Source organism: Streptococcus sp. 29887 (assembly GCF_032595075.1).
Classification (GTDB): domain Bacteria; phylum Bacillota; class Bacilli; order Lactobacillales; family Streptococcaceae; genus Streptococcus; species Streptococcus iners.
On the sequence record NZ_CP118735.1, the window covers coordinates 1,951,955 to 1,972,224 of the forward strand.

Sequence of the window (20,270 nt, forward strand, 5' to 3'; positions counted from 1 at the left end):
AGTCAATCAATTTTTTTCAATTTTGCAGGTAAATAGACTTCATGTAAGAAAAGACAGACGATAGGGAGAATCACAATCAGCATTTTTTCTTGGATAAATAGCAGAGCGACCAGCATTTCCACCAACAAGAGCCCGTATAAAATGACCCGAAGCAAGCGCTGAAAATCTCTTATTTTACCTTTTTTGTCCAAGGGATAGAGTTGGGTCAAATACTGGTAATCATAGTGCTTGTAGAGCCCCAAAAGTTGAAAGAGGAGCAGATAATGAAAGACCAATACCAGACCAAGAGAGAGCCAAGCTTCTTCAATGGCTATCAAGGACAAAAGGATGAGCAAGAAGAGGCGCAAACTGAGACCAAAATAATCCCCAGCCCGTAAAAATGCTCTCAAGTAGAGATAGAACCAGGTTTGGCGAGAATGAAGCAAACGTAAAATCCCATTGAGATACTTTCTTGGCTTGACGGTCGTACTAATTCCTTTAACGGTTGTAAAGAGAGCAAAGAAGCGCAGGATAGTCTGTTTTCTCTTCTGCTCATCCTGAATGGCTGTAGACCAGTTCAAAACACCTTGTTGCTGGTAGCCTGCTAGCTGGTATTTTACTAGAAAATATTTGGCAACAAGCAAGGCCACTATATAAACAACCACCATCCAAACGGCCAAACCCAACTTCAGATAAATGGGCAAGAGCAGGAGCTGGACTAAGACCTGTAGTCCAGACCAGAGCAGGTAAGAACGTCGACTTGCAACAGCCAGTTCTTCTAAGACTTCCTTTTCTTTTGTCAGTAGAAATACCTGATCTGCTTCCTCCAAATAGGTGGCAATGCTGCCAGAAAACAAGAGCAAGAAACTGATAGCAAGAGCAATCAGAATAATGGGCCAGGTATTTTCAGGAAAAGCTATCAAGAGTTGTCGATACTGCAAACTCAAGAAGCCCAAGAAGACCATGAGAACCAAGACAAAATGGTCATTCAGAACATAGCGCAGGTACTTGGAACACCGTTCTAGAAAATCACGTCTGCGTTTTTGGAACAATGCTTTCATCCAACTGCTCCTTCTTGGGTCAAGGCTAGGTAAATATCATTCAAACTAGCCCCTGCCATGCCAAATTGGGTCTGTAAGTCCGCCAAATTCCCTGTCGCTCGCACCTGTCCTTGGTGCAAAATCACAAAAGAATCACACATTTTTTCCGCCGAATCCAAGACATGAGTAGACATGAGAATAGAAGTTCCCCTTGCCTTTTCCTCCTCCAAGAGAGCAATCAAATCCGCAATAGCTACTGGATCCAAGCCCAAAAAAGGCTCATCAACAATCAATAAACTTGGCTCCACCATAAAAGCACAGATAATCATGACCTTCTGCTTCATTCCTTTTGAAAAATTGACTGGATACCAGTCTAACTTCTCGTCCAACCGGAAGATTTTCAGCAATCTCTCGATTCTCTCCCAAGCAGCTTCCCGTGGCAAATCGTAAGCCATTGCCACCACTTCCAAGTGCTCTTTTAGCGTCAACTCCTCGTATAAACTAGGTGTTTCCGGGATAAAGCCAATCTTTTTCCGATAGCTTTCTGCTCCCTGAGAAAGACCTTGGCCATCAATCAAAATTTGACCTTGGTAAGGAGTTAAGAGACCGATAATTTCCTTGATAGTGGTTGATTTCCCGGCACCATTCAAACCAATTAGACCGACCAGTTCTCCATCTTTAACCGTAAAAGATACATCTTTCAAAACAGGGATATTGACATAGCCCCCTGTGACATTTTTAACTTCTAACATACACTTATTCCTATAATTTGATATAATTATTATAACAGAAATCCTAGAAAGAGGGCGTATTATGTCAGATTGTATTTTTTGTAAAATTGTAGCTGGAGAAATCCCAGCTTCCAAGGTCTATGAAGATGACCAAGTTCTTGCCTTTTTAGACATTACTCAGGTCACCAAGGGACATACCCTAGTCATTCCAAAAAAACACTATCGTAATGTCTTAGATATGGACGCGGAGGCCGCTGGACAACTCTTTACTGCCGTTCCAGCTATTGCCCGTCAACTGAAGGAAAAATTGGGCGCTAGTGGTTTAAATATTGTCAACAACAATGAAGAAGCAGCTGGACAAACAGTTTTTCACACCCATATCCACCTCCTACCACGCTTTGACCAGAACGATGGTCTGGATATTCAATTTAAGGTCAATGAACCTGATTTTCCTGCCCTAGCCAATTTGGCTCAAGAAGTCTATCTAGGAGAATAAGATGAAACTTCGCAACCTCCTCTTAGCCCTATCTGCTGCTAGTGCCACCTATTTGGCCATCTCCAACCGAGAAAAAATTGCAAAAGAAGTCAAGGATACCAAGCAAATTATGACTGATATGGAAACAAGCAAAGCCAATATCCAGGAACAACTTGCCATCATCCAAAGTTTCAAAGAGCCACTAGAAAGCCTAGCAAATGATTTACAGTACAAAAGCCGCGTCTATCAGCAAAGTATTACAGGAAATCTGGAAGAAATCCAAAAAGTAATGGCAAAATATAAAAAAGAAGACTAAAGTTAGGACAAAGAAAATGAGATTGGAAATCCAACCTCATTTTTTATTGTCCTTCTTCTGTTTGTGTTTCTATTCCAACTTCAGTCGTTTCAGTTCCTTCTAGTTCAGAAGAATTTGATGGTAGGTTTGACGAACTTGCAGTCCCTTCTGGCAAATCGCTGGCAGATGTCCCTGTAAAAGCCTCAATATCAACCGCTTCCGCCAACGGATCTGCTTCAATCTCCAAAAGTTCGGTATAAGCATTATACACATCGATGGTGCTAGGCAGACCGACCTGTCCCTCATATACCTTGACATTGGTTGTAAGATCTGTCTTAGCGTCCAAACCAATAGAAGTTCTCAAGACATTTTGCATTTCCAATAAATGCTGGGTCGGAGGCAACTGGTAGTAAACCTCCTCAACTAACTCATCCAGACCCCTCAATTGATAGGAATGCAAATTCTTGATCGAATCCTTATAGCCCAACAACTCTGGAATGGTTGCTGTGCTGATTTCAATATTGGTCCGCATATTGTTGGAAATAGCTGTTAAAATCTTCTTATACTGGGTAAAGCCATCTAGTTGCAAGAGTTTCTTGACAATAGCAGTAATAACCTCACGCTGACGGCGTTGGCGACCGATATCTCCTTCTGGATCATCATAGCGCATGCGAGCATAGACCAGAGCCTGGTCCCCATTTACCAGACGTTTACCAGTTGGTACAATGGATGTATAAGCGGGTTCATACTCTGAAATGGAAATCGGGAAACCTAGTGTATTATTGACTTCAATCCCACCTACTGCATCAACTAGCTCGACTAGACCATCCATATTGATTTCAATGTAACGATCAATGTTGATGTCCATCATTTTTTCAATAGTAGCAATAGCCATGGGAGCCTGCCCGTAGCTATAGGAGTGGTTAAGTTTTTCTACCGTTCCTGTCGATTCCCCATTGGCTTCAGCAATCTCCACCATGATATCACGCGTCAAACTCATCATCGTGGTTTCCTTAGTTTTGGGATTGACCGTCACCAAAATCATGGAGTCACTTCGACCTTCCTCCCAAACGCCACCACGAGTAGCCTGGTCCATATCCACCCCCATCAAGAGAATGGTTAGGGGCTCCGTCGCATCAATAGGAGTGATTTCATCTTGGCCATCTAACTGCCTAAAGGTTTTTGAAATCGCATCTGTCGAAAAGTTTAATAAACTAATCCCATAGGCAAATCCAGCTCCAAGTGTCAGAACTATAATCGCCAAAGACATTAAGACTATTTTTTTTCCAATTGTCATCATTCACCAATTAGCCTGCCCATGTAATAGAGGTCAAGCCATTCCCCTTCATCTGTTCTAGCCCCTCTCACCTGGGTCCCTTCAATCACAAAGCCCATCTTCTGATAGAGGTGGACTGCCGCTTGATTGCGCACCTGAACAGTTAATTCCAGACGCTTGAGGACCTCCATTTCCTGAGCCCACTCGATGACCTCTTCCAGTAAAATGGCCCCCAAACCATGTCCCCAGTAATCTTTTTTTATCGCAATGAAAATATTCCCGATATGGCTGATCCGAAACTGCTTAGAAGACTTGACTGAGATGGCACCGATAACCTCCGAACCAACTTTTGCCAGCAAACAAAGTTCGCCAGGATTTTCAATGCCAGCTTCAAAAATCCTTTCCATCTCTTCAGGACTAAACCGAAAGCCTGATTCATCCATGACCAGATAATCCGATTCTCTAGCCACTTGGTTCATAAAATCAATAAAGGCCACCGCATCAGCTGGCTCAGCCTCGCTAAAATATACTTCTTTTTCAGCCATTCTGTATTTCCTCAGCCAATACTTGACTTTTAGCCCCATGAGCCTCAAAAGTCAGGCGACGACCGTCTTCTTCCTTCTCGATACGAACGAGCAAATAGTCATCCAATAGACTAGCATCCAACAATTCTCCCCATTCGATAACTGTCACACCACCACCATAGAGAAAATCATCTAAATCAATAGAATCCGGATCGTCACCAATCCGATAGACATCCAAGTGATAGAGAGGCATTCGACCTTCATACTCACGGACAATGGTATAAGTCGGACTTTTAATCATCTGGTCAATATCCAACCCCTTAGCCAAACCCTTGGTCAAAGTGGTCTTGCCTGCACCTAAATCGCCCGACAGGACTAGCACTTGATTGGCCTTACAAGCCCTACCAATTCGCTCGCCAATGGCAATCAATTCATTTTCATTTTGACTATACATACTTGTTATTATACCATAGCCATTCGGCTTTGTCATAGGTCTACTGGAAATTGTAGACAAATCTACAGAAAAAATCGCAAGCCTAGGCCTGCGATTTTGTTTATTCTACGCTGAAAAGATATGGATAAACCGGTTGATTTCCTTGATGGATTTCAACCTCGACATCTTCAAAGTTTTCTTCTAATTGGTCTGCAAGTGCCTGAGCCAATTCCTCATCTCCATCTTCACCGATATAGATCGTTACGATTTCGCTATCTTCGTCCAGCATTTTCTCAAAGGTAGCAACAAGTGTCTCCATCATATCTGGATTGGACACTACAATCTTGCCATCAACCATACCAAGGTTATCATTCTCATGGATTTCAAGACCGTCAATGGTTGTATCGCGGACTGCAGTTGTTACACTACCACTTTTCACCTCTGTAAGAGATGCCGTCATAGCCTCAAAGTTGCTGTCCAAATCACGACTTGGATCAAAGGCAAGCAAACTAGTGAAGCCTTGTGGTAGAGTCTTGGTTTCTACAACCTTAACCGCCACTTCAGCAACCTCAGCAGCCGTCTGAGCAGCCATCAAGATGTTCTTGTTGTTTGGCAACAAGATGACATTGCGGGCGTTGACCAATTCAATAGCATTGACAAAGTCTTCTGTTGATGGGTTCATGGTCTGACCACCTGAAATCACATAGTCAACCCCTTGTGATTTGAAGATTTCTGTCAATCCCTCACCTGCTGCAACAGCGATAATGCCGTATTCTTTTTGTTCAGCTGGTTTTTGGAAGGCTTCTTCTTTTTCAACTTGGGCTTCATGTTGTTCACGCATATTGTCCACTTTGACCTTGACCAAGCTACCATATTGAAGGCCTGCCTGCATGACCAAACCTGGATCTTCTGTATGGACGTGGACCTTAACAATTTCATCATCGTTGACAACTAGGAGGGAATCCCCAAGGTCGTTGAGGTAGTTACGGAATTCTTCATAATCAAAGTCTTTAACGTAAGTAGGTCCTTGACGAAGGGCCACCATGATTTCTGTACAGTATCCAAAGGTAATGTCTTCTGTCGCTACATGCCCGGCTACAGACTTGTGGTGCTCTGCATTGATCATTTCTGTCATAACAGCTGGAGTTGCTTCAAAATCCTCAGAAGCAATGTATTCACCAGTCAAAGCTGACAAGAAACCTTCGTAGATATAAACCAGACCTTGACCACCTGAATCGACAACTCCAACCTCTTTCAAGACTGGCAACATTTCAGGTGTTTTCTTGAGGGCACGGTTGGCACCTTCAAGGGTTGCGCGCATAACTTCTACCGCATCATCAGTTTCTTCTGCTTTTTTAAGAGCTGCTGTAGCTGCCCCACGAGAAACCGTCAAAATGGTACCTTCAACTGGTTTCATTACAGCCTTATAGGCCACTTCTACACCATGTTGGAAGGCCTGCGCCAAGTCTTTACCGTCCAATTCAACCTTGCCTTTAACAGACTGACCGAAACCACGGAACAATTGTGACGTAATAACACCAGAGTTTCCGCGAGCACCCATAAGTAAACCTTTTGACAAGATTTGAGCGACTTCACCAACCGTATTTGCAGGCTTGTCTGCCACTTCTTTGGCACCATTGGTGATGGTCATGCCCATGTTGGTTCCCGTGTCGCCATCTGGAACAGGAAAGACGTTTAATGAGTTTACATATTCGGCTTGTTTATTCAGACGAGTAGATGCTGCCTGCACCATTTCTTGAAATAAACTTGTTGTAATTTTAGACACAATTATTCTCCTACGACTTTAATATTTTGGATAAAAACATTAACGGCATCAACAGAGATACCCAATTGATTTTCCAAGTTGAATTTCACACGTTCTTGGATATTGCGAGATACTTCACTGATTTTCACACCGTAACTCATAACAGTGTAAACATCGACTGCAATGCGACCATCTTCCAAGGTCTTAATAACAACACCTTTGGAGTAATTTTCCTTGCGTAAAAGGGCCTGAAAATTATCCTTAATCGCAGACTTACTAGCCATACCAACAACACCGAAAATCTCAGTCGTAGCACCACCGACAACTGTGGCAATCACGTCATCAGTTAATTCAATCTGGCCGTCTTTTGTATTGATTTTTACAGTCATAATTCCTTACCTCAAATAGTTTTATCACTCCATTTTACCACATTTTCTGTATTCTGTAAAAGACAAGCTTGTAACAGCTGAAAGGATGAGAAAAAGAGTTCCCGAAGGAACCCTTATATGTTTGTTAACCCAAACGTTGTTTTGCATCGGCAGCACGTTGGAAGGCTTGACCGACATAGTTGATACAAAGCATCATAACAAGGATAAAGATAGCTGCTGGCAACCAAATCCAAGTCTTGTTTTCCAAGATGTCTGCATTACGGGCATTTGAAATCAAGGTACCCAAACTTGGAACTGTCGATGGAAGACCGAAGCCTAGATAAGTCAATGATGTTTCGATACCAATATTTCCTGCAAAGTTGAGGGTCAAGTTGACAATAATCAAAGAACTCAAGTTAGGCAAAATCTCACGGAACATGATCATAAAGTCACTTGTTCCAAGTGTTTTCGATGCATTGACATAATCCAAGCTCGCCTCTGATAAGGTTCTTGTACGGAAAAGGCGGGCCTTAGCTGTCCAATAGAAGGCACTCATGATTAGGATAAAGTGATAAATGGTATAGTTTTTGATAACCGTTACGAAAACGATAATGAGCATCGTAACAGGTAGAATCATAATGAAGTCTACAATCCGCATCAAGAAACCATCCAAACGACCTCCATAATAGCCTGAAATCAATCCGACCGAGATACCAACAATACTTGTAATAATGGTAATAGTAAAACCGATAACAATGGAGTTTCGAGCACCAATAATCAACTGACCAAAGATATCTTTACCACCTTCATCCGTTCCTAAGATATAACCATCAACTCCAGGTTCCAAGTAACGTCCCAAAAGATTGACTTTCATCACTTGCTCTTGATCCAAGACCAGGGCACCGATGAACACAGTCAAAAGAACTGTCACCAAAATGACCAAGGAAGCTAAAGCTAATCTATCCTTCAAAAACTCCCGCGCGATGACGCGAAAACCACCTGGAGGAGTTGAAGCTGATTGTACTTGTTTTTTATTTTCTTTACTCACCTTACTCCTCCTTCTATTTCACACGGATACGTGGATCTACAATACTCATGATAATATCTGAAATCAAGGTTCCCAAGAGAGTTCCCATACCAAATATCAACAAGAGGGCCAAGATAACACTATAATCACGACTAGAAATCGAGTTATAGAACAACTGACCAATACCTGGATAGGTGAAAATATTTTCGATGAAAATAGAACCACCAATCAAACCTGTCAATTCATATCCCAAGAAGGATGCAATTGGCAAAATTGAGTTACGGAAGATATGACGGTTGTAAACCACACGCTCAGGAACACCCTTAGCACGCGCCGTACGGACATAATCTTGGCTCTTAGCATCGATAATCCCTGTACGGAGGTACTGGATGGTTACTGTTGTAGATAAGATAGCCATGGTAATCGCCGGTAAAATCATATGATGAAGACGGCTGAGTACTGCCGCAAAACCTTCAACGCCACCCCCGATTGAACCACGAGTTGGGAACCAGCCCAAGCTAAAACCAAACAACCACAACATAAGAATGGCAAAAACGAAGGTTGGTGTTGAGAAGGTCAGGAAGTTATAAACCCCAATCACCTTATCAGCTAGGGAGTTTTGGTAGCGACCAGCAATCATCCCCAAAGGAAGAGCGATGGCATAGGTCAAAATCATGGTCAAGAGCGACAACCAAATAGTGTTGTTCAAGCGTTGCATGATAACATCCAAAACAGGTTGCTTAAAGAGAAAACTCTGACCAAAATCACCCTGCAAGAGATTACCAACCCAGCGGAAGTATTGAATATGAATTGGGTCATAGTACCCTGCTGCAATCCGTTTTTGTTCGATAATGGCTGGATCGATATTGGGATCAATCATACCTGTAAAGGGATCCCCCGGCATCATCTTAGCCACGAAGAAAGCGATGACACTCAAAATGATAATTTGAGGAATCATCATGAGCAAACGACGTAAAACTGTTTTCCACATCTTAGTTCTGACCTCCTTTTGGAAGGGCTACCTGATGAGTTGCTGAGAAGGTTTGTAAATCGTAAACTCGACCCTTTTCATCATAGTATTGACCTTGTTTTTCTTGATACTCTTTTTCAGCAACCAAGCGTTTTTCCTTGTTCTTCAAACGATTAACTGGATCAATCGATGGAATAGCTGACAAAAGACGTTTGGTATAGATATGCTGTGGATTGTTATAGATGTCCTGCTTGTTACCCGTTTCTACGAAGCGACCACGGTACATGATAAACAATTCGTCACACATATGTTGCACAACACCAAGATCATGAGAAATAAAGAGGTAGCTGAGTTTAAACTCATCTTGGATACGTTTCATATAGTTCAAAACCTGAGCTTGAACAGACAAGTCCAAGGCAGAAACAGGCTCATCAGCAATAATCAGACGCGGATTACTTGCTAGGGCACGGGCAACGCCGATACGTTGACGCTGACCACCTGAAAATTCATGTGGATACTTGATCAAGGCTTCTTCGTTGAGACCGATGGTATCCAAAAGTTGAAGGACTTTTTTCTTCTCCTCATCTGGAGAAAGACGGTCAAAGTTACGAATAGGCTCAGCAATAATGTCTAAAATACGTTTTTTAGGGTTGAAACTAGAAAGCGAATCTTGGAAAATCATTTGGACATCACGATTAAAGTTACCTTTTTTACTGCGTGATTTGTTGGTCACATCCTGACCCTCATAGATGATTTGACCAGATGTAGCCCGCTCCAAACCAATAATTGCCTTACCAATTGTTGACTTACCAGAACCTGACTCGCCTACCAAACCATAGGTTTTTCCCTCTTCAAACTCGAGATTGACACCATCCACGGCATAAACATGGTCTGTGACACGGTTAAAGAAGCCACTTCGAATTGGATAATGGACTTTTAAATCTTTTACTTCAATAAATCCCACTATTTAGGCCTCCTCTTCAAAATAGAATGTTTCGTGACAAGTACAACGCACAAAGTGATTTGGTCCTACTTCGTGCATACCTGGATTTTCCTCGTGAGCACTTGCTTCAATCCAAGGAATACGTGGTGCAAAACGGCAACCTTGACGCAACATTTTGGTAATCGGTGGTACGATACCTTCGATAACGTGAAGATCCCCACCTTCGCCACCTGATTGCGGATTTGACTTCAAGAGCGAACGTGTATAGGGATGTTTTGGATTGGTAAAGAGTTCCTCAACAGGAGCCACCTCAACAAACTGACCACCATACATAACGGCTACACGGTCAGCCGTTTCTGCCACCACACCCAAGTCGTGGGTAATCAAGATAATACCAGAACCCGTTTCCGCCTGAATATCATTCAAGAGATCCAAAATCTGCGCCTGAATGGTCACATCCAAGGCTGTTGTAGGCTCATCGGCAATAATAATTGGTGGCTTACAAGAAAGGGCCATGGCAATAATAATACGCTGACGCATACCACCTGACAATTCATGTGGATACTGTTTAAAAGTCCGCTTAGGATTTGGAATACCAACTTGGGCAAGGAGTTCCAATACACGCTCCGTACGAGCCGCTGCATCTAAATCAGTATGATAGAAGAGAGCTTCATCAATCTGCGCACCTATCGTCATCAAGGGATTCAAAGAAGCCAATGGGTCTTGGAAAATCATCCCAATATCATTTCCACGTACAGTATTGTACTTGGCTTCATCCATCCCAATCAACTCCATATCGTTGTACTGGATGCTTCCTGTGATTTTTGTATTTAATGGATTGTGCAAGCCCATAATGGTCGTTGCCAAAGTTGATTTACCACATCCTGATTCTCCAACGATTGCAAGAATCTCATTCTTCTGCAATGAAATATCAACGCCATCAACAGCATCAAAATAATCATCAGCAATACGGAATCCGACGTGTAAATCTTTAATATCTAAAAGCGGTTTTTCAGTAGCCACGCTTCGTCCTCCTTTGTCTATTAGCTAATTGGAGTCAATCAAGTGAAACTCTCTAATATCAACATCATCACATTTTCAATCAGCTAATTCTAAATAAACATGCATGCAGCATTTTTTTGTGTACTGGTTCTACTATACCATAATTATCTGAAAATTCCAATAGCCATCTGAAAAAAGCCAAGCAAGTTGGCTTTTTCAGACACTATTCAAATTAAATAGAATTATTCTGCTGCTACACCTTTGTCAGCTGTCAATTCGATATTTTCAAGCGCAATACCTTTGCCTGAAGCTGAACCGTAGTTAGAATCGTAGTTCTTCACACGTTTGTTAAGTGCTGTAATTTCTTCAGATTCAAATGTTGGGATAGCAAATGCTTGTTCAGCAGCATATTTTTGCCATGCCTTGTAGCTTTCAAGGTTTTTCTTCTCATCAAATGATTCAACTGAGCCGATTGCATCCAACAATTTAGTGTTTTCTTCAGATACGAAACGTGACATGTTGAATGGAGCAACTTCTCCCCAAAGTCCGTTAGGGTTTGGATCGAAACCTGTTGACCATCCACCAGCATACATATCAATTGCAGGGTCATTTGCTTGAACTGCATCGTAGAATGTATTTACTTCAACAGTACGACCTGTGTACAATTCAACATTCAAGCCAACTTCTTTCCACCAAGCGATGTATTGTTGTACAAGGGCTTCGTTAGCTTCTGTACGTTTACGAGCTGCGAAAGTGATCTTGAATTCTTTACCGTCTTTGCCTTCACGGATACCGTCGCCGTTTGTATCTTTGTAGCCAGCTTCATCCAAGAGTTTTTTAGCTTTTTCTGGATCGTATGTATAACCTGCTAATTCAGAATCATGAAGATCGCCAAAGAATGAGATAATCAATGATTTTGCTGGGTGGTACAAACCGTTGTACAATTTCTCACCAGCTGTCTTGGTATCAATTGCATAGGCAATCGCTTGACGAAGTTTCACATCGTTCATCTTAGCGTTTTCGTTCATAATGTTTTTGCCCGCTGCTTCATCAAATTTACCAAGGTTGAATGAAATATATTCGTAAGCTGAGTTAAGTGAACCAACGATGTTCAAGTTAGACAAGTCTTTGTATGAGTCCAATTGGTCAACCGGCATATCTGCGATATCGTAGTTACCAGCTTTCATCTCAGAAACGATAGTATCAGGTGATACGATATCGATCTTCAATGAGCTTGTTTTTGGAGTTGTTCCCTTGAAGAAGTGTTCGTTTGGAACGTAAGTGATAGACTCACCGTTAACGATTTCTTTAATCTTCCATGGACCCATACCTACAAGTTTAGCAGTACGTGAGTACTCGCTCTTTTCCCAATCAGCCACAGGAATATCTTTATAGATGTGTTCTGGCTGGATATAGGCAGGTACATCACCACCAGCATACATCATAGAAGGTGACATTTCTTTCACAGTCAATTCTACTGTGTAGTCGTCAACTTTCTTGATACCAGAAATATCAGATGCTGTTCCAGCCACAAATTCTTCCATACCAACGATGTTCAAGAATTTATCATCAAAACGCACACCTGTGTAGTCTTTGCTTGCCAATGACTTGATTGTGAAGATGTAATCATTGATTGTGAATGGCTGACCATCAGACCACTTGTAGTCTTTACCTGTCAAGCTAACAGTGATTTTTTTGTTTTCGATATCAAATTCAGCCTTAGCAAGACCTGAATCGTCCAATTTACGATTTCCATCATAACCGAACATTGAGATATCGACCATACCACCAAAAGTTGAGTCTGTTGTATTCTCAGTCAATTCATCGATCAAAAGACCTGAAGAAGTTGTTGGTGATACCCAAGCGTATTTCAACTGTGCATCAGCTACAGCAGTTCCATCTTGTTTCACTTCTGAAGGGAATGACAAGTTTTGTTCTGTTGAGCTTGATGATTTAGAGCCACAAGCAGCAAGTACAGATGCAGAGAGAAGCGTTACACCTGCAAGTGCAAAGAGTTTTGTTGTCTTTTTCATAAAACACCTCTGTTTTCTTTTGTTTGACACATAATTGTATGCCTTATAAAATTCATTATATCATAAATTTTTCTTAAATAAAGTCTTTTTGTCAGAAAATTTTGTAAAAACATAAATTTTCATTATTTTCTATCATTTTTCATGTTTTTTCCTTATTTTTCTTACAATCCATGTGATATAATGGAAGAAATATCAGATAAAGGAATGTTTATGCGTAAGTTTATACTACTACTATTCGCCATCTTTGGTTTGCTTATCGGAAGTCCCTCTGTCCTAGCGGAAGATTTTTCGGTAGCAGCCAAACACGCTATCGCCGTTGAGGTTGAATCAGGAAAAATTCTTTTTCAACAAGATGCCGAAACCAAGGCTAGCGTTGCTTCCATCAGTAAGCTCTTAAGTGTTTATATGGTTTATGAAGCCATGGACAAGGGAGAAATCAATTTGCATACCATGGTGGATATTTCTGACTATGCCTATGGTTTAACAGCCAATACTGAACTCAGCAATGTCAATTTGGATGAGCGCACTTATTCTGTCCGTGATCTATTGAATGCCTCTCTCATCACTTCATCCAACAGCGCCATCATTGCTCTGGCTGAAAAAATAGCGGGTAGCGAAGCCGCTTTTGTAGATCGAATGAAGGCAAAAGTTCAGGAATGGGGCATTACAGATGCTAAAATCGTTAACGTTTCTGGATTGGATAATGCTGATTTAGGAGGGAATATCTATCCCGGTTCTAGCTCCGAAGATGCCAATATGTTTTCAGCCCTTGACATGGCTATCATTGCACGGCGACTCATTCTTGACTATCCCCAAGTCCTCGAAATCACCTCGCTCAATGCCTATGATTTTGGAGGCTACACCTACTACAGTACCAACCAAATGCTGAGCGAGGGAACCCATGCTCGCGGTGGAGTAGATGGGCTAAAGACAGGTACATCCAACTCGGCTGGTTCAGGTTTCCTGGCAACAACCCAACAAGCAGGTATGCGTATTATTACAGTAGTTCTCAATGCTACTGAAGGTCTAGCCATGCCTGAAAATCGATTTGTCGCAACCAATGATTTGATGAACTATGTCTATGCCAATTTTTCACGGGTTGCAATTGCCGAAAAAGGAAAAGCCTACAACAATAGTAAAATTAAGGTCTTTAACGGAGAAAAGGAAACCAGTCCCGTCGTTGCTGCTGCAGACCTATACATCGTTCAGCGCAATCAGACAGAATTGACTGCGTCTGCAAACTTTATCCCTACTACAAATGAAATCGATGCACCATTGACTGCTGGTAGCGTTGTTGGAAAACTACAATTAAAAGACCAAGACTTGATTGGGAAAGGTTATATTGGAGAGCAAGCCAGTGTAGAAATGGTCCTCCCAAATGATATAAAGAAAGCCCCTTGGCCAGTTTCATGGTGGAATAACTTTGTCCGATATGTGAACGAGAAATTATAATACAAAAATACTATGCCGGATAAGCACTCGGCATAGTATTTTTATGTTATAGGCTTGTAAAGTTCCTGCAGGGAGCAACATCAGTGAGGTAATCTAATCTCCCAGACTAGTTTGCTAAATTTACATAGTAGAGCGACTGCCATCGCTCCTCATCTCCCACCTCGGTTGGTGAGAGCTCCTGCGGAACTCCTCACTACATATCGTTTTCTTACAGAAAACGACGAGCGTGGAAGGAATAGGATGTTTATAAGATTACAAAGAAGAGCGACTGCCGTCGCTCTCAATTTCCAACGAGCGTTGGCATTGCAATGTAGAGTAGCATTCGCTACTCCTCATCTCCCACCTCGGTTGGAGAGAGTTTCTACGAAACTCCTAGCTACATATCGTTTTCTTACAGAAAACGACGAGCGTGGAAGGTAACAATTCCCCTAATTGTTACCTTAACCCACGCTCCCCTCCATCTCATAGGCAATCAGTCTGTTGAGTTCGACTGCGTATTCCATTGGGAGTTCTTTTGTGAATGGTTCGACAAAGCCCATGACAATCATTTCTGTGGCTTCGGATTCAGATAGGCCACGGCTCATAAGATAGTAGAGCTGTTCTTCTGAGATTTTTGATACTTTGGCTTCGTGTTCGAGGGCCACTTGTGAGTTGTGGATTTCATTAAATGGAATGGTGTCTGACTTGGAAATATCATCCATAATAATGGTGTCACACTCGATGTGGCTGATTGACTTGGCTGAGTTTTTAGCAAAAGTTACTTGTCCACGGTAGTTGACTTCTCCACCGCCACGAGCAATGGATTTGGATACGATAGAGGATGAAGTGCGTGGTGCATTGTGAATCATCTTAGCACCGGTATCTTGGACTTGTCCTTTATTGGCAAAAGCTATTGACAACATAGTTCCGCGGGCTCCTTCGCCTTCCAAGTAAACCGCAGGGTATTTCATGGTCGTCTTAGCACCCAGGTTTCCGTCAATCCACTCGACTGTGGCATTTTTCTCGGCACGAGCCCGCTTGGTTACCAAGTTATAAACGTTGTCAGACCAGTTTTGAATGGTCGTGTACCGCATATAGGCACCTTCATGGGCAATGATTTCCACAATGGCAGCGTGGAGGCTGGCCGTTGAGTAAGTCGGAGCGGTACAGCCTTCCACGTAGTGAACGCTTGCACCTTCATCTACGATGATGAGGGTACGTTCAAACTGACCTGTTCCTTCATTGTTAATACGGAAGTAGGTTTGGAGTGGAATATCTAACTTAACCCCTTTTGGTACATAGATGAAGGTCCCGCCTGACCAAACCGCTGAGTTGAGGGCGGCTAGTTTATTGTCTGACGGTGGAACGAGTTTTCCAAAGTATTTTTTGAAAAGTTCAGGGTGTTCCTTAAGCGCTGTATCTGTATCTGTAAAGATAATGCCGTGCTTGTCGTACTCTTCCTTCATGTTGTGGTAAACCACTTCTGATTCATACTGGGCAGAAGCACCTGCCAGGTAAGCACGCTCAGCTTCTGGAATACCGATGCGTTCAAAGGTTTCCTTGATTTTGTCTGGGACATCATCCCAGCTACGTGCTGGCTTATCCGACGGTTTTTGATAGTAAACGATATCATCAAAATCTAGTTCGGATAGGTCGGCTCCCCAAGTCTGCATCGGCATTTTCTTGAAGGTTTCATAGGATTTCAAACGGAATTCCAACATCCATTCAGGCTCGCCTTTGATACGGGACATTTCACGAATAACTTCTTCGTTCAACCCCTTACCAGTCGAAGCCACCAGTTCCACGTTTTCATCATGGAATCCAAATTTGTATTCCCCAAGATCAATCGGGGTTGGTTCAATTCTTTCTTCTGACATAATATAAGATACTAAGCCCGTTATGAAAGCAAATGAAAAATAGAGAATCGATTTCGTGTGCAAACACACGAGGAGATTTATCTTTTTTCAAAAGCTTTTAGGGCGAGTTCAATTTCAATTCCAATCAGAAACTGAACAATCCTTTCTGTATGATTTTCGTTTTTGTTATTTTTTTGGTTTTCAGTCAGCACTCTCACTGCGTTCCAGTGCTTTCTTCAAGACACTAAACTTGGTTGGGACTTGATATTCGTATTTCGCAAAACGAAATCAATTTCTACCAATGACACGAACTTCGTTCGCTTCATTTCCAACCTCCAAAGGTTTCCCAAACCTTTGGAGCTAATTCGCTGATTTTGGTATTATCGACCAAAATCGCTCATGTCGCAGTTGCCCTTCATTCAGCACTTTCACTTCGTTCGATTGCTTTCTTAATGGCATTCCACGGTAATGTGGCACATTTGATGCGTTGGGGGAATTTGGCAACACCTGCGAGAAGAGAGGCGTCCCCTAGTTCCTTCTGGCGTGTGTCTTCTTGGCCTTGGACCATTTGTGAGAAGATTTCTGCTAGTTCTTGAATCTGACTGATTTCTTTGCCAAGCACTGCTTCAGTCATCATGGATGCCGATGCGGTTGAAATAGTGCACCCAACTCCGTCAAAAGCAATATCGGTAATCACATCTTTTTCAATCTTGACTGACAGTTCAATCACATCGCCGCAGGTTGGGTTGTGGAGTTCTAACTTTTCCACTCCGTCCAAGCTCCCGCGGTGACGAGGCGACTTGGAGTGTTCAGACACAACTGCCATATAAAGAGAATCTAATCTAGATAGGGCCATTGAAAAACTCCTTTGTCTTGATGATTGCTTCAACCAACTTATCACAGTCAGCCTTGGTATTATAGATGTAAAAACTTGCTCGCACAGTGGCTGGCACCTGCAAGTACCTGAGAAGCGGTTGGGCACAATGGTGGCCAGCCCGCACAGCAACCCCTTCATAGTCCAGAGCAGTTGCCACATCGTGCGGATGCAAGTCGTCCAAGTTAAAGGCAATAACTCCCGTCCGCTTGGACAGGTCCTGACTGCCATAAATGGTCAAGCCTGGAATAGCCTGCAATTTTGGAAAGACATAGTCAACCAGTTCTGCCTCGTGGGCCTGGATAGTGTCCATACCAATTTCGGTCAGGTAATCTATGGCTGCTCCCAGCCCAATGGCACCTGCAATATTGGGCGTTCCTGCTTCAAACTTCCAAGGCAATTCTTTCCAAGTGGCTGATTGCTCATAAACAAAGTCAATCATCTCACCGCCGAATTCGACCGGCGACATGCGATTGAGTAATTCTTCCTTGCCGTAGAGTACACCAATTCCTGTCGGTCCTAACATTTTATGGCCTGAAAAGGCATAGAAGTCCACGTCTAATTCTTGTACGTTGACAGCCATGTGGGGTACTGACTGGGCTCCGTCCACCACCAAGTAGGCACCGACTTGATGGACCAGCTCTGCTATTTCCCAAATAGGAGCCACACTACCTAGGACATTGGACACATGAGCCAGAGAGACGAACTTGGTCTTGGAAGATAGTAGCGATCGCAGGTGGTCCACATCCAACTCGCCGTCTTTTAGAGGCACATAGCGGAGCTTGGCACCTGTTTGCTGACAGGCTTGCTGCCAAGGGATGATATTGGAGTGGTGCTCTTGGACCGAGATAATCACTTCCTGGTCTGGCTGGAGAATTTCTCTGGCAAACTGAGCTACCCAGTTAAGACCAGTGGTCGTTCCTCTGGTGAAGAGGATTTCCTTGCTAGACTTGGCCTGGATAAAATCAGCCACCTTCTGCCGAGCCGCCTCGTAGCGAGCTGTTGCCCGTTCCGAAAGGGTGTGAACGCCACGGTGGACATTGGCATTGTCCTTCTGGTAATAATCTGCCAACACATCTAGTACCTGCTGCGGTTTTTGAGTGGTCGCCGCATTGTCCAAATAGACCAGCGGCTCATCGTTAACAACTTGGTCTAGGATTGAAAAATCCTTGCGAATGCGTTCCAAATCCATATCTTATCTCTTTGTTAGTTTTTCTTCAATGACGGCAATCAACTCATCACGGACTTCCTTGACAGGGATTTCTGTGATGACGGCACCAAGGAAGCCACGAATGACCAATCGTTCAGCTGTTGCTCGGTCCAGGCCACGACTCATAAGGTAGTACATGTCTTCTGGATCCACCTGACCGATAGAGGCTGCGTGTCCAGCTGTGACTTCGTTCTCATCGATGAGAAGGATTGGGTTGGCATCCGAACGTGCCTTATCGGATAGCATGAGAACACGGCTTTCCTGCTGGGCATCTGCACCCTTGGCACCGCGGACAATGTGTCCGATGCCATTGAAGGTCAAGGTTCCACTTTCTAAGATAACCCCATGTTGCAGGATGTGACCGACCGAATTATGACCGTAGTTGGTCACGCGCGTATCCACACCTTGGACCTGACGACCTGATGACAGACCGACAACTTTGAGGTTGGCATGGCTACCATTTCCTTTTAATTCGCTGTCCAAATCGGCAACCACATTTCCTTCGTTAAGCAGACCAATCGCCCAGTCAATCGTTGCATCGTTTCCGAGATAGCCGCGACGGTTGAGGTAGGTATCCAGATGCTTGCCAAGGCGGTCAATGGCCGCAAACTTGATTTGGCTACCAGCGAGGGCAATTACTTCTACAACAATATTGGCTGAAGTCGCTACTGCTCCATCACCTAGACTTTCAAAACGTTCTAGGTAATTAAACTTAGCATTTTTGCCAGCGATGATGAGAACACGTTTGTTAAAGGCAATCGGGCTAGTGCTATCTTGGTAGAAAAGGGCCTCAACTGGCTGGTCAATTTCAACGTTGTCAGGAACATAGAGAACCGCGGTTGCGTTGAAAAAGGCTGTGTTGTAGGCTGCCAATTTGTGCTCATCATAGGCTACAGCTAATCCAAGATATTTCTCGATAACATCAGGAATGACATCCATAGCTGAGGCGAAGTCTGTAAAGACTACACCTTTTTCTACTAGGTCAGCGGGCAGTTGTTCTAAAACAGTTTGGCTGCCAATCTGGACCAACATAGGATTGTCACCGATAGCTGTAAAATCTGGAACGGCTCCGATTTCATCATTTGTGGCTAGGCTTCCGTCACCAAGGTTCCAACGGTGAAATTTGACACGCTCAATAACCGGCAAGTCCAGCTCTGCTATTTTGTCAAAAGCCTTAAGACGCAGGTCTGTCAACCAAGTTGGCTCTGCCTGCAAGGCTGAAAATTCTTGAATCTTTTCTTTGGTCATAACTTCCTCCAAAGACTTAAATGTCATCTTCTTTGTAGTCGATGCCAAGCTCTGCTGCAACTTGGACATAGCCTTCTTTTTCCAAGCGTTGCGCCAATTCTGGTCCACCTGAAAGCACGACACGGCCTTCCATCATGACATGGACAACATCAGGAGTGATGTAGTTGAGCAAGCGTTGGTAGTGGGTGATAATCATGGCACCGAAGCCTTCACCACGCATGGCATTGATACCTTTTGATACAACTTTAAGGGCATCAATATCCAAACCTGAGTCAATCTCGTCAAGAAGAGCGAAAGTTGGCTCTAACATGAGCAACTGCAGAATTTCATTGCGTTTTTTCTCACCACCTGAGAAGCCTTCGTTGAGGTAACGCTCTGCCATTTCCTCTTTCATGTTGAGGAGTTCCATCTTTTCATCCAACTTGGTGATGAAATCGCGGACAGAAATCTTGTCTTCATCTTCCTTGCCAGCGTTCATTGCGGCACGGAGGAACTCTGCATTAGTAATACCCGGGATTTCTGATGGATATTGCATGGCCAAGAAAAGTCCCATACGAGCACGCTCGTCCACTTCCAACTCCAAAATATTAACACCGTCAAAGAGCACTTCCCCTTGTGTTACTTCGTAGCTTGGATTACCCATGATAGCTGCGGAAAGGGTGGACTTGCCTGTTCCGTTCGGTCCCATGATGGCTGCAATTTCACCTGTTTTGAGGGTCAAATTGACACCTTTGAGGATTTCTTTACCTTCGATTTCAACATGAAGGTCTTTGATTTCTAATACTGACAT

Annotated in this window: 20 protein-coding genes; 3 read left to right on the top strand and 17 right to left on the bottom strand. The window is 43.2% G+C overall.

Features of this window, described 5'->3' with window-relative positions; genetic code table 11:
- Positions 1 to 2: 2 nt before the first annotated feature.
- Positions 3 to 1,040, bottom strand: coding sequence for an ABC transporter permease (locus PW252_RS09505; RefSeq protein WP_248049876.1), 1,038 nt, complete (start codon positions 1,038 to 1,040; stop codon positions 3 to 5).
- Entirely contained in the window at positions 1,037 to 1,771 is a 735-nt protein-coding gene (locus PW252_RS09510; protein ID WP_248049877.1) for an ABC transporter ATP-binding protein, read from the bottom strand. Before PW252_RS09510 ends, PW252_RS09505 begins: the two co-directional genes overlap by 4 nt.
- A gap of 61 nt (positions 1,772 to 1,832) precedes the next feature.
- Here PW252_RS09510 and PW252_RS09515 point away from each other — a divergent pair, with 61 nt between their 5' ends.
- Positions 1,833 to 2,246 (top strand): HIT family protein, encoded by a 414-nt coding sequence (locus PW252_RS09515; protein WP_248049878.1) that lies wholly within the window; start codon positions 1,833 to 1,835, stop codon positions 2,244 to 2,246.
- 1 nt (position 2,247) lies between these two features.
- On the top strand, positions 2,248 to 2,541 hold the full coding sequence (locus PW252_RS09520; RefSeq protein ID WP_248033066.1) for a chemotaxis protein: 294 nt from the start codon (positions 2,248 to 2,250) through the stop codon (positions 2,539 to 2,541).
- A gap of 43 nt (positions 2,542 to 2,584) precedes the next feature.
- Here the strand turns inward: PW252_RS09520 and PW252_RS09525 are convergent, their stop codons facing one another.
- The 10 genes from PW252_RS09525 to PW252_RS09570 form a co-directional block, all read right to left on the bottom strand.
- Positions 2,585 to 3,817, bottom strand: coding sequence for an LCP family protein (locus tag PW252_RS09525; protein ID WP_248049879.1), 1,233 nt, complete (start codon positions 3,815 to 3,817; stop codon positions 2,585 to 2,587).
- On the bottom strand, positions 3,817 to 4,341 hold the full coding sequence (locus tag PW252_RS09530) for a GNAT family N-acetyltransferase (protein ID WP_248049880.1): 525 nt from the start codon (positions 4,339 to 4,341) through the stop codon (positions 3,817 to 3,819). Before PW252_RS09530 ends, PW252_RS09525 begins: the two co-directional genes overlap by 1 nt.
- Positions 4,334 to 4,774, bottom strand: a complete 441-nt coding sequence (gene tsaE, locus PW252_RS09535; protein WP_316716862.1) for a tRNA (adenosine(37)-N6)-threonylcarbamoyltransferase complex ATPase subunit type 1 TsaE — start codon at positions 4,772 to 4,774, stop codon at positions 4,334 to 4,336. Before tsaE ends, PW252_RS09530 begins: the two co-directional genes overlap by 8 nt.
- Positions 4,775 to 4,874: 100 nt before the next feature.
- On the bottom strand, positions 4,875 to 6,539 hold the full coding sequence (locus tag PW252_RS09540) for a DAK2 domain-containing protein (protein ID WP_248049883.1): 1,665 nt from the start codon (positions 6,537 to 6,539) through the stop codon (positions 4,875 to 4,877).
- A gap of 2 nt (positions 6,540 to 6,541) precedes the next feature.
- On the bottom strand, positions 6,542 to 6,907 hold the full coding sequence (locus tag PW252_RS09545; protein ID WP_002939192.1) for an Asp23/Gls24 family envelope stress response protein: 366 nt from the start codon (positions 6,905 to 6,907) through the stop codon (positions 6,542 to 6,544).
- 124 nt (positions 6,908 to 7,031) lie between these two features.
- A complete protein-coding gene (locus PW252_RS09550) occupies positions 7,032 to 7,934 on the bottom strand; it encodes an ABC transporter permease (RefSeq protein WP_105118296.1) in 903 nt (300 codons plus the stop codon).
- 13 nt (positions 7,935 to 7,947) lie between these two features.
- On the bottom strand, positions 7,948 to 8,904 hold the full coding sequence (opp4B, locus tag PW252_RS09555; RefSeq protein WP_105118297.1) for an oligopeptide ABC transporter permease: 957 nt from the start codon (positions 8,902 to 8,904) through the stop codon (positions 7,948 to 7,950).
- Position 8,905: 1 nt separating this feature from the next.
- On the bottom strand, positions 8,906 to 9,847 hold the full coding sequence (locus PW252_RS09560; protein ID WP_105118298.1) for an ATP-binding cassette domain-containing protein: 942 nt from the start codon (positions 9,845 to 9,847) through the stop codon (positions 8,906 to 8,908).
- A 3-nt stretch (positions 9,848 to 9,850) separates the two neighbouring features.
- Positions 9,851 to 10,849, bottom strand: coding sequence for an ABC transporter ATP-binding protein (locus PW252_RS09565; RefSeq protein WP_248049885.1), 999 nt, complete (start codon positions 10,847 to 10,849; stop codon positions 9,851 to 9,853).
- A 221-nt stretch (positions 10,850 to 11,070) separates the two neighbouring features.
- Positions 11,071 to 12,861, bottom strand: a complete 1,791-nt coding sequence (locus tag PW252_RS09570) for an oligopeptide ABC transporter substrate-binding protein (protein ID WP_172091247.1) — start codon at positions 12,859 to 12,861, stop codon at positions 11,071 to 11,073.
- Between the two features lie 210 nt (positions 12,862 to 13,071).
- Between PW252_RS09570 and pbp3 the strand changes: the two genes are divergently transcribed.
- Entirely contained in the window at positions 13,072 to 14,313 is a 1,242-nt protein-coding gene (gene pbp3, locus PW252_RS09575; protein WP_248049889.1) for a D-alanyl-D-alanine carboxypeptidase PBP3, read from the top strand.
- Between the two features lie 440 nt (positions 14,314 to 14,753).
- Here pbp3 and sufB read toward each other — a convergent pair whose 3' ends face one another.
- The 5 genes from sufB to sufC form a co-directional block, all read right to left on the bottom strand.
- Positions 14,754 to 16,169, bottom strand: a complete 1,416-nt coding sequence (sufB, locus tag PW252_RS09580) for a Fe-S cluster assembly protein SufB (protein ID WP_002938151.1) — start codon at positions 16,167 to 16,169, stop codon at positions 14,754 to 14,756.
- A 394-nt stretch (positions 16,170 to 16,563) separates the two neighbouring features.
- On the bottom strand, positions 16,564 to 17,004 hold the full coding sequence (gene sufU, locus PW252_RS09585) for a Fe-S cluster assembly sulfur transfer protein SufU (protein WP_248049891.1): 441 nt from the start codon (positions 17,002 to 17,004) through the stop codon (positions 16,564 to 16,566).
- Entirely contained in the window at positions 16,991 to 18,214 is a 1,224-nt protein-coding gene (locus PW252_RS09590; RefSeq protein WP_248049893.1) for a cysteine desulfurase, read from the bottom strand. The genes sufU and PW252_RS09590 overlap by 14 nt, the downstream gene beginning before the upstream one ends.
- A 3-nt stretch (positions 18,215 to 18,217) precedes the next feature.
- On the bottom strand, positions 18,218 to 19,480 hold the full coding sequence (sufD, locus tag PW252_RS09595) for a Fe-S cluster assembly protein SufD (protein ID WP_248049895.1): 1,263 nt from the start codon (positions 19,478 to 19,480) through the stop codon (positions 18,218 to 18,220).
- Positions 19,481 to 19,496: 16 nt separating this feature from the next.
- Positions 19,497 to 20,270, bottom strand: coding sequence for a Fe-S cluster assembly ATPase SufC (gene sufC / locus PW252_RS09600; protein WP_024376584.1), 774 nt, complete (start codon positions 20,268 to 20,270; stop codon positions 19,497 to 19,499).

What these genes read in the sequence shown, in the direction of transcription:
- PW252_RS09505 (WP_248049876.1), bottom strand. Translation starts at nt 1,040, where the DNA reads ATGAAAGCATTGTTCCAAAAACGCAGACGTGATTTTCTAGAACGGTGT.
- PW252_RS09510 (WP_248049877.1), bottom strand. Translation starts at nt 1,771, where the DNA reads ATGTTAGAAGTTAAAAATGTCACAGGGGGCTATGTCAATATCCCTGTT.
- PW252_RS09515 (WP_248049878.1), top strand. Translation starts at nt 1,833, where the DNA reads ATGTCAGATTGTATTTTTTGTAAAATTGTAGCTGGAGAAATCCCAGCT.
- PW252_RS09520 (WP_248033066.1), top strand. Translation starts at nt 2,248, where the DNA reads ATGAAACTTCGCAACCTCCTCTTAGCCCTATCTGCTGCTAGTGCCACC.
- PW252_RS09525 (WP_248049879.1), bottom strand. Translation starts at nt 3,817, where the DNA reads ATGACAATTGGAAAAAAAATAGTCTTAATGTCTTTGGCGATTATAGTT.
- PW252_RS09530 (WP_248049880.1), bottom strand. Translation starts at nt 4,341, where the DNA reads ATGGCTGAAAAAGAAGTATATTTTAGCGAGGCTGAGCCAGCTGATGCG.
- tsaE (WP_316716862.1), bottom strand. Translation starts at nt 4,774, where the DNA reads ATGTATAGTCAAAATGAAAATGAATTGATTGCCATTGGCGAGCGAATT.
- PW252_RS09545 (WP_002939192.1), bottom strand. Translation starts at nt 6,907, where the DNA reads ATGACTGTAAAAATCAATACAAAAGACGGCCAGATTGAATTAACTGAT.
- opp4B (WP_105118297.1), bottom strand. Translation starts at nt 8,904, where the DNA reads ATGTGGAAAACAGTTTTACGTCGTTTGCTCATGATGATTCCTCAAATT.
- PW252_RS09570 (WP_172091247.1), bottom strand. Translation starts at nt 12,861, where the DNA reads ATGAAAAAGACAACAAAACTCTTTGCACTTGCAGGTGTAACGCTTCTC.
- pbp3 (WP_248049889.1), top strand. Translation starts at nt 13,072, where the DNA reads ATGCGTAAGTTTATACTACTACTATTCGCCATCTTTGGTTTGCTTATC.
- sufB (WP_002938151.1), bottom strand. Translation starts at nt 16,169, where the DNA reads ATGTCAGAAGAAAGAATTGAACCAACCCCGATTGATCTTGGGGAATAC.
- sufU (WP_248049891.1), bottom strand. Translation starts at nt 17,004, where the DNA reads ATGGCCCTATCTAGATTAGATTCTCTTTATATGGCAGTTGTGTCTGAA.
- PW252_RS09590 (WP_248049893.1), bottom strand. Translation starts at nt 18,214, where the DNA reads ATGGATTTGGAACGCATTCGCAAGGATTTTTCAATCCTAGACCAAGTT.
- sufD (WP_248049895.1), bottom strand. Translation starts at nt 19,480, where the DNA reads ATGACCAAAGAAAAGATTCAAGAATTTTCAGCCTTGCAGGCAGAGCCA.
- sufC (WP_024376584.1), bottom strand. Translation starts at nt 20,270, where the DNA reads ATGTCAGTATTAGAAATCAAAGACCTTCATGTTGAAATCGAAGGTAAA.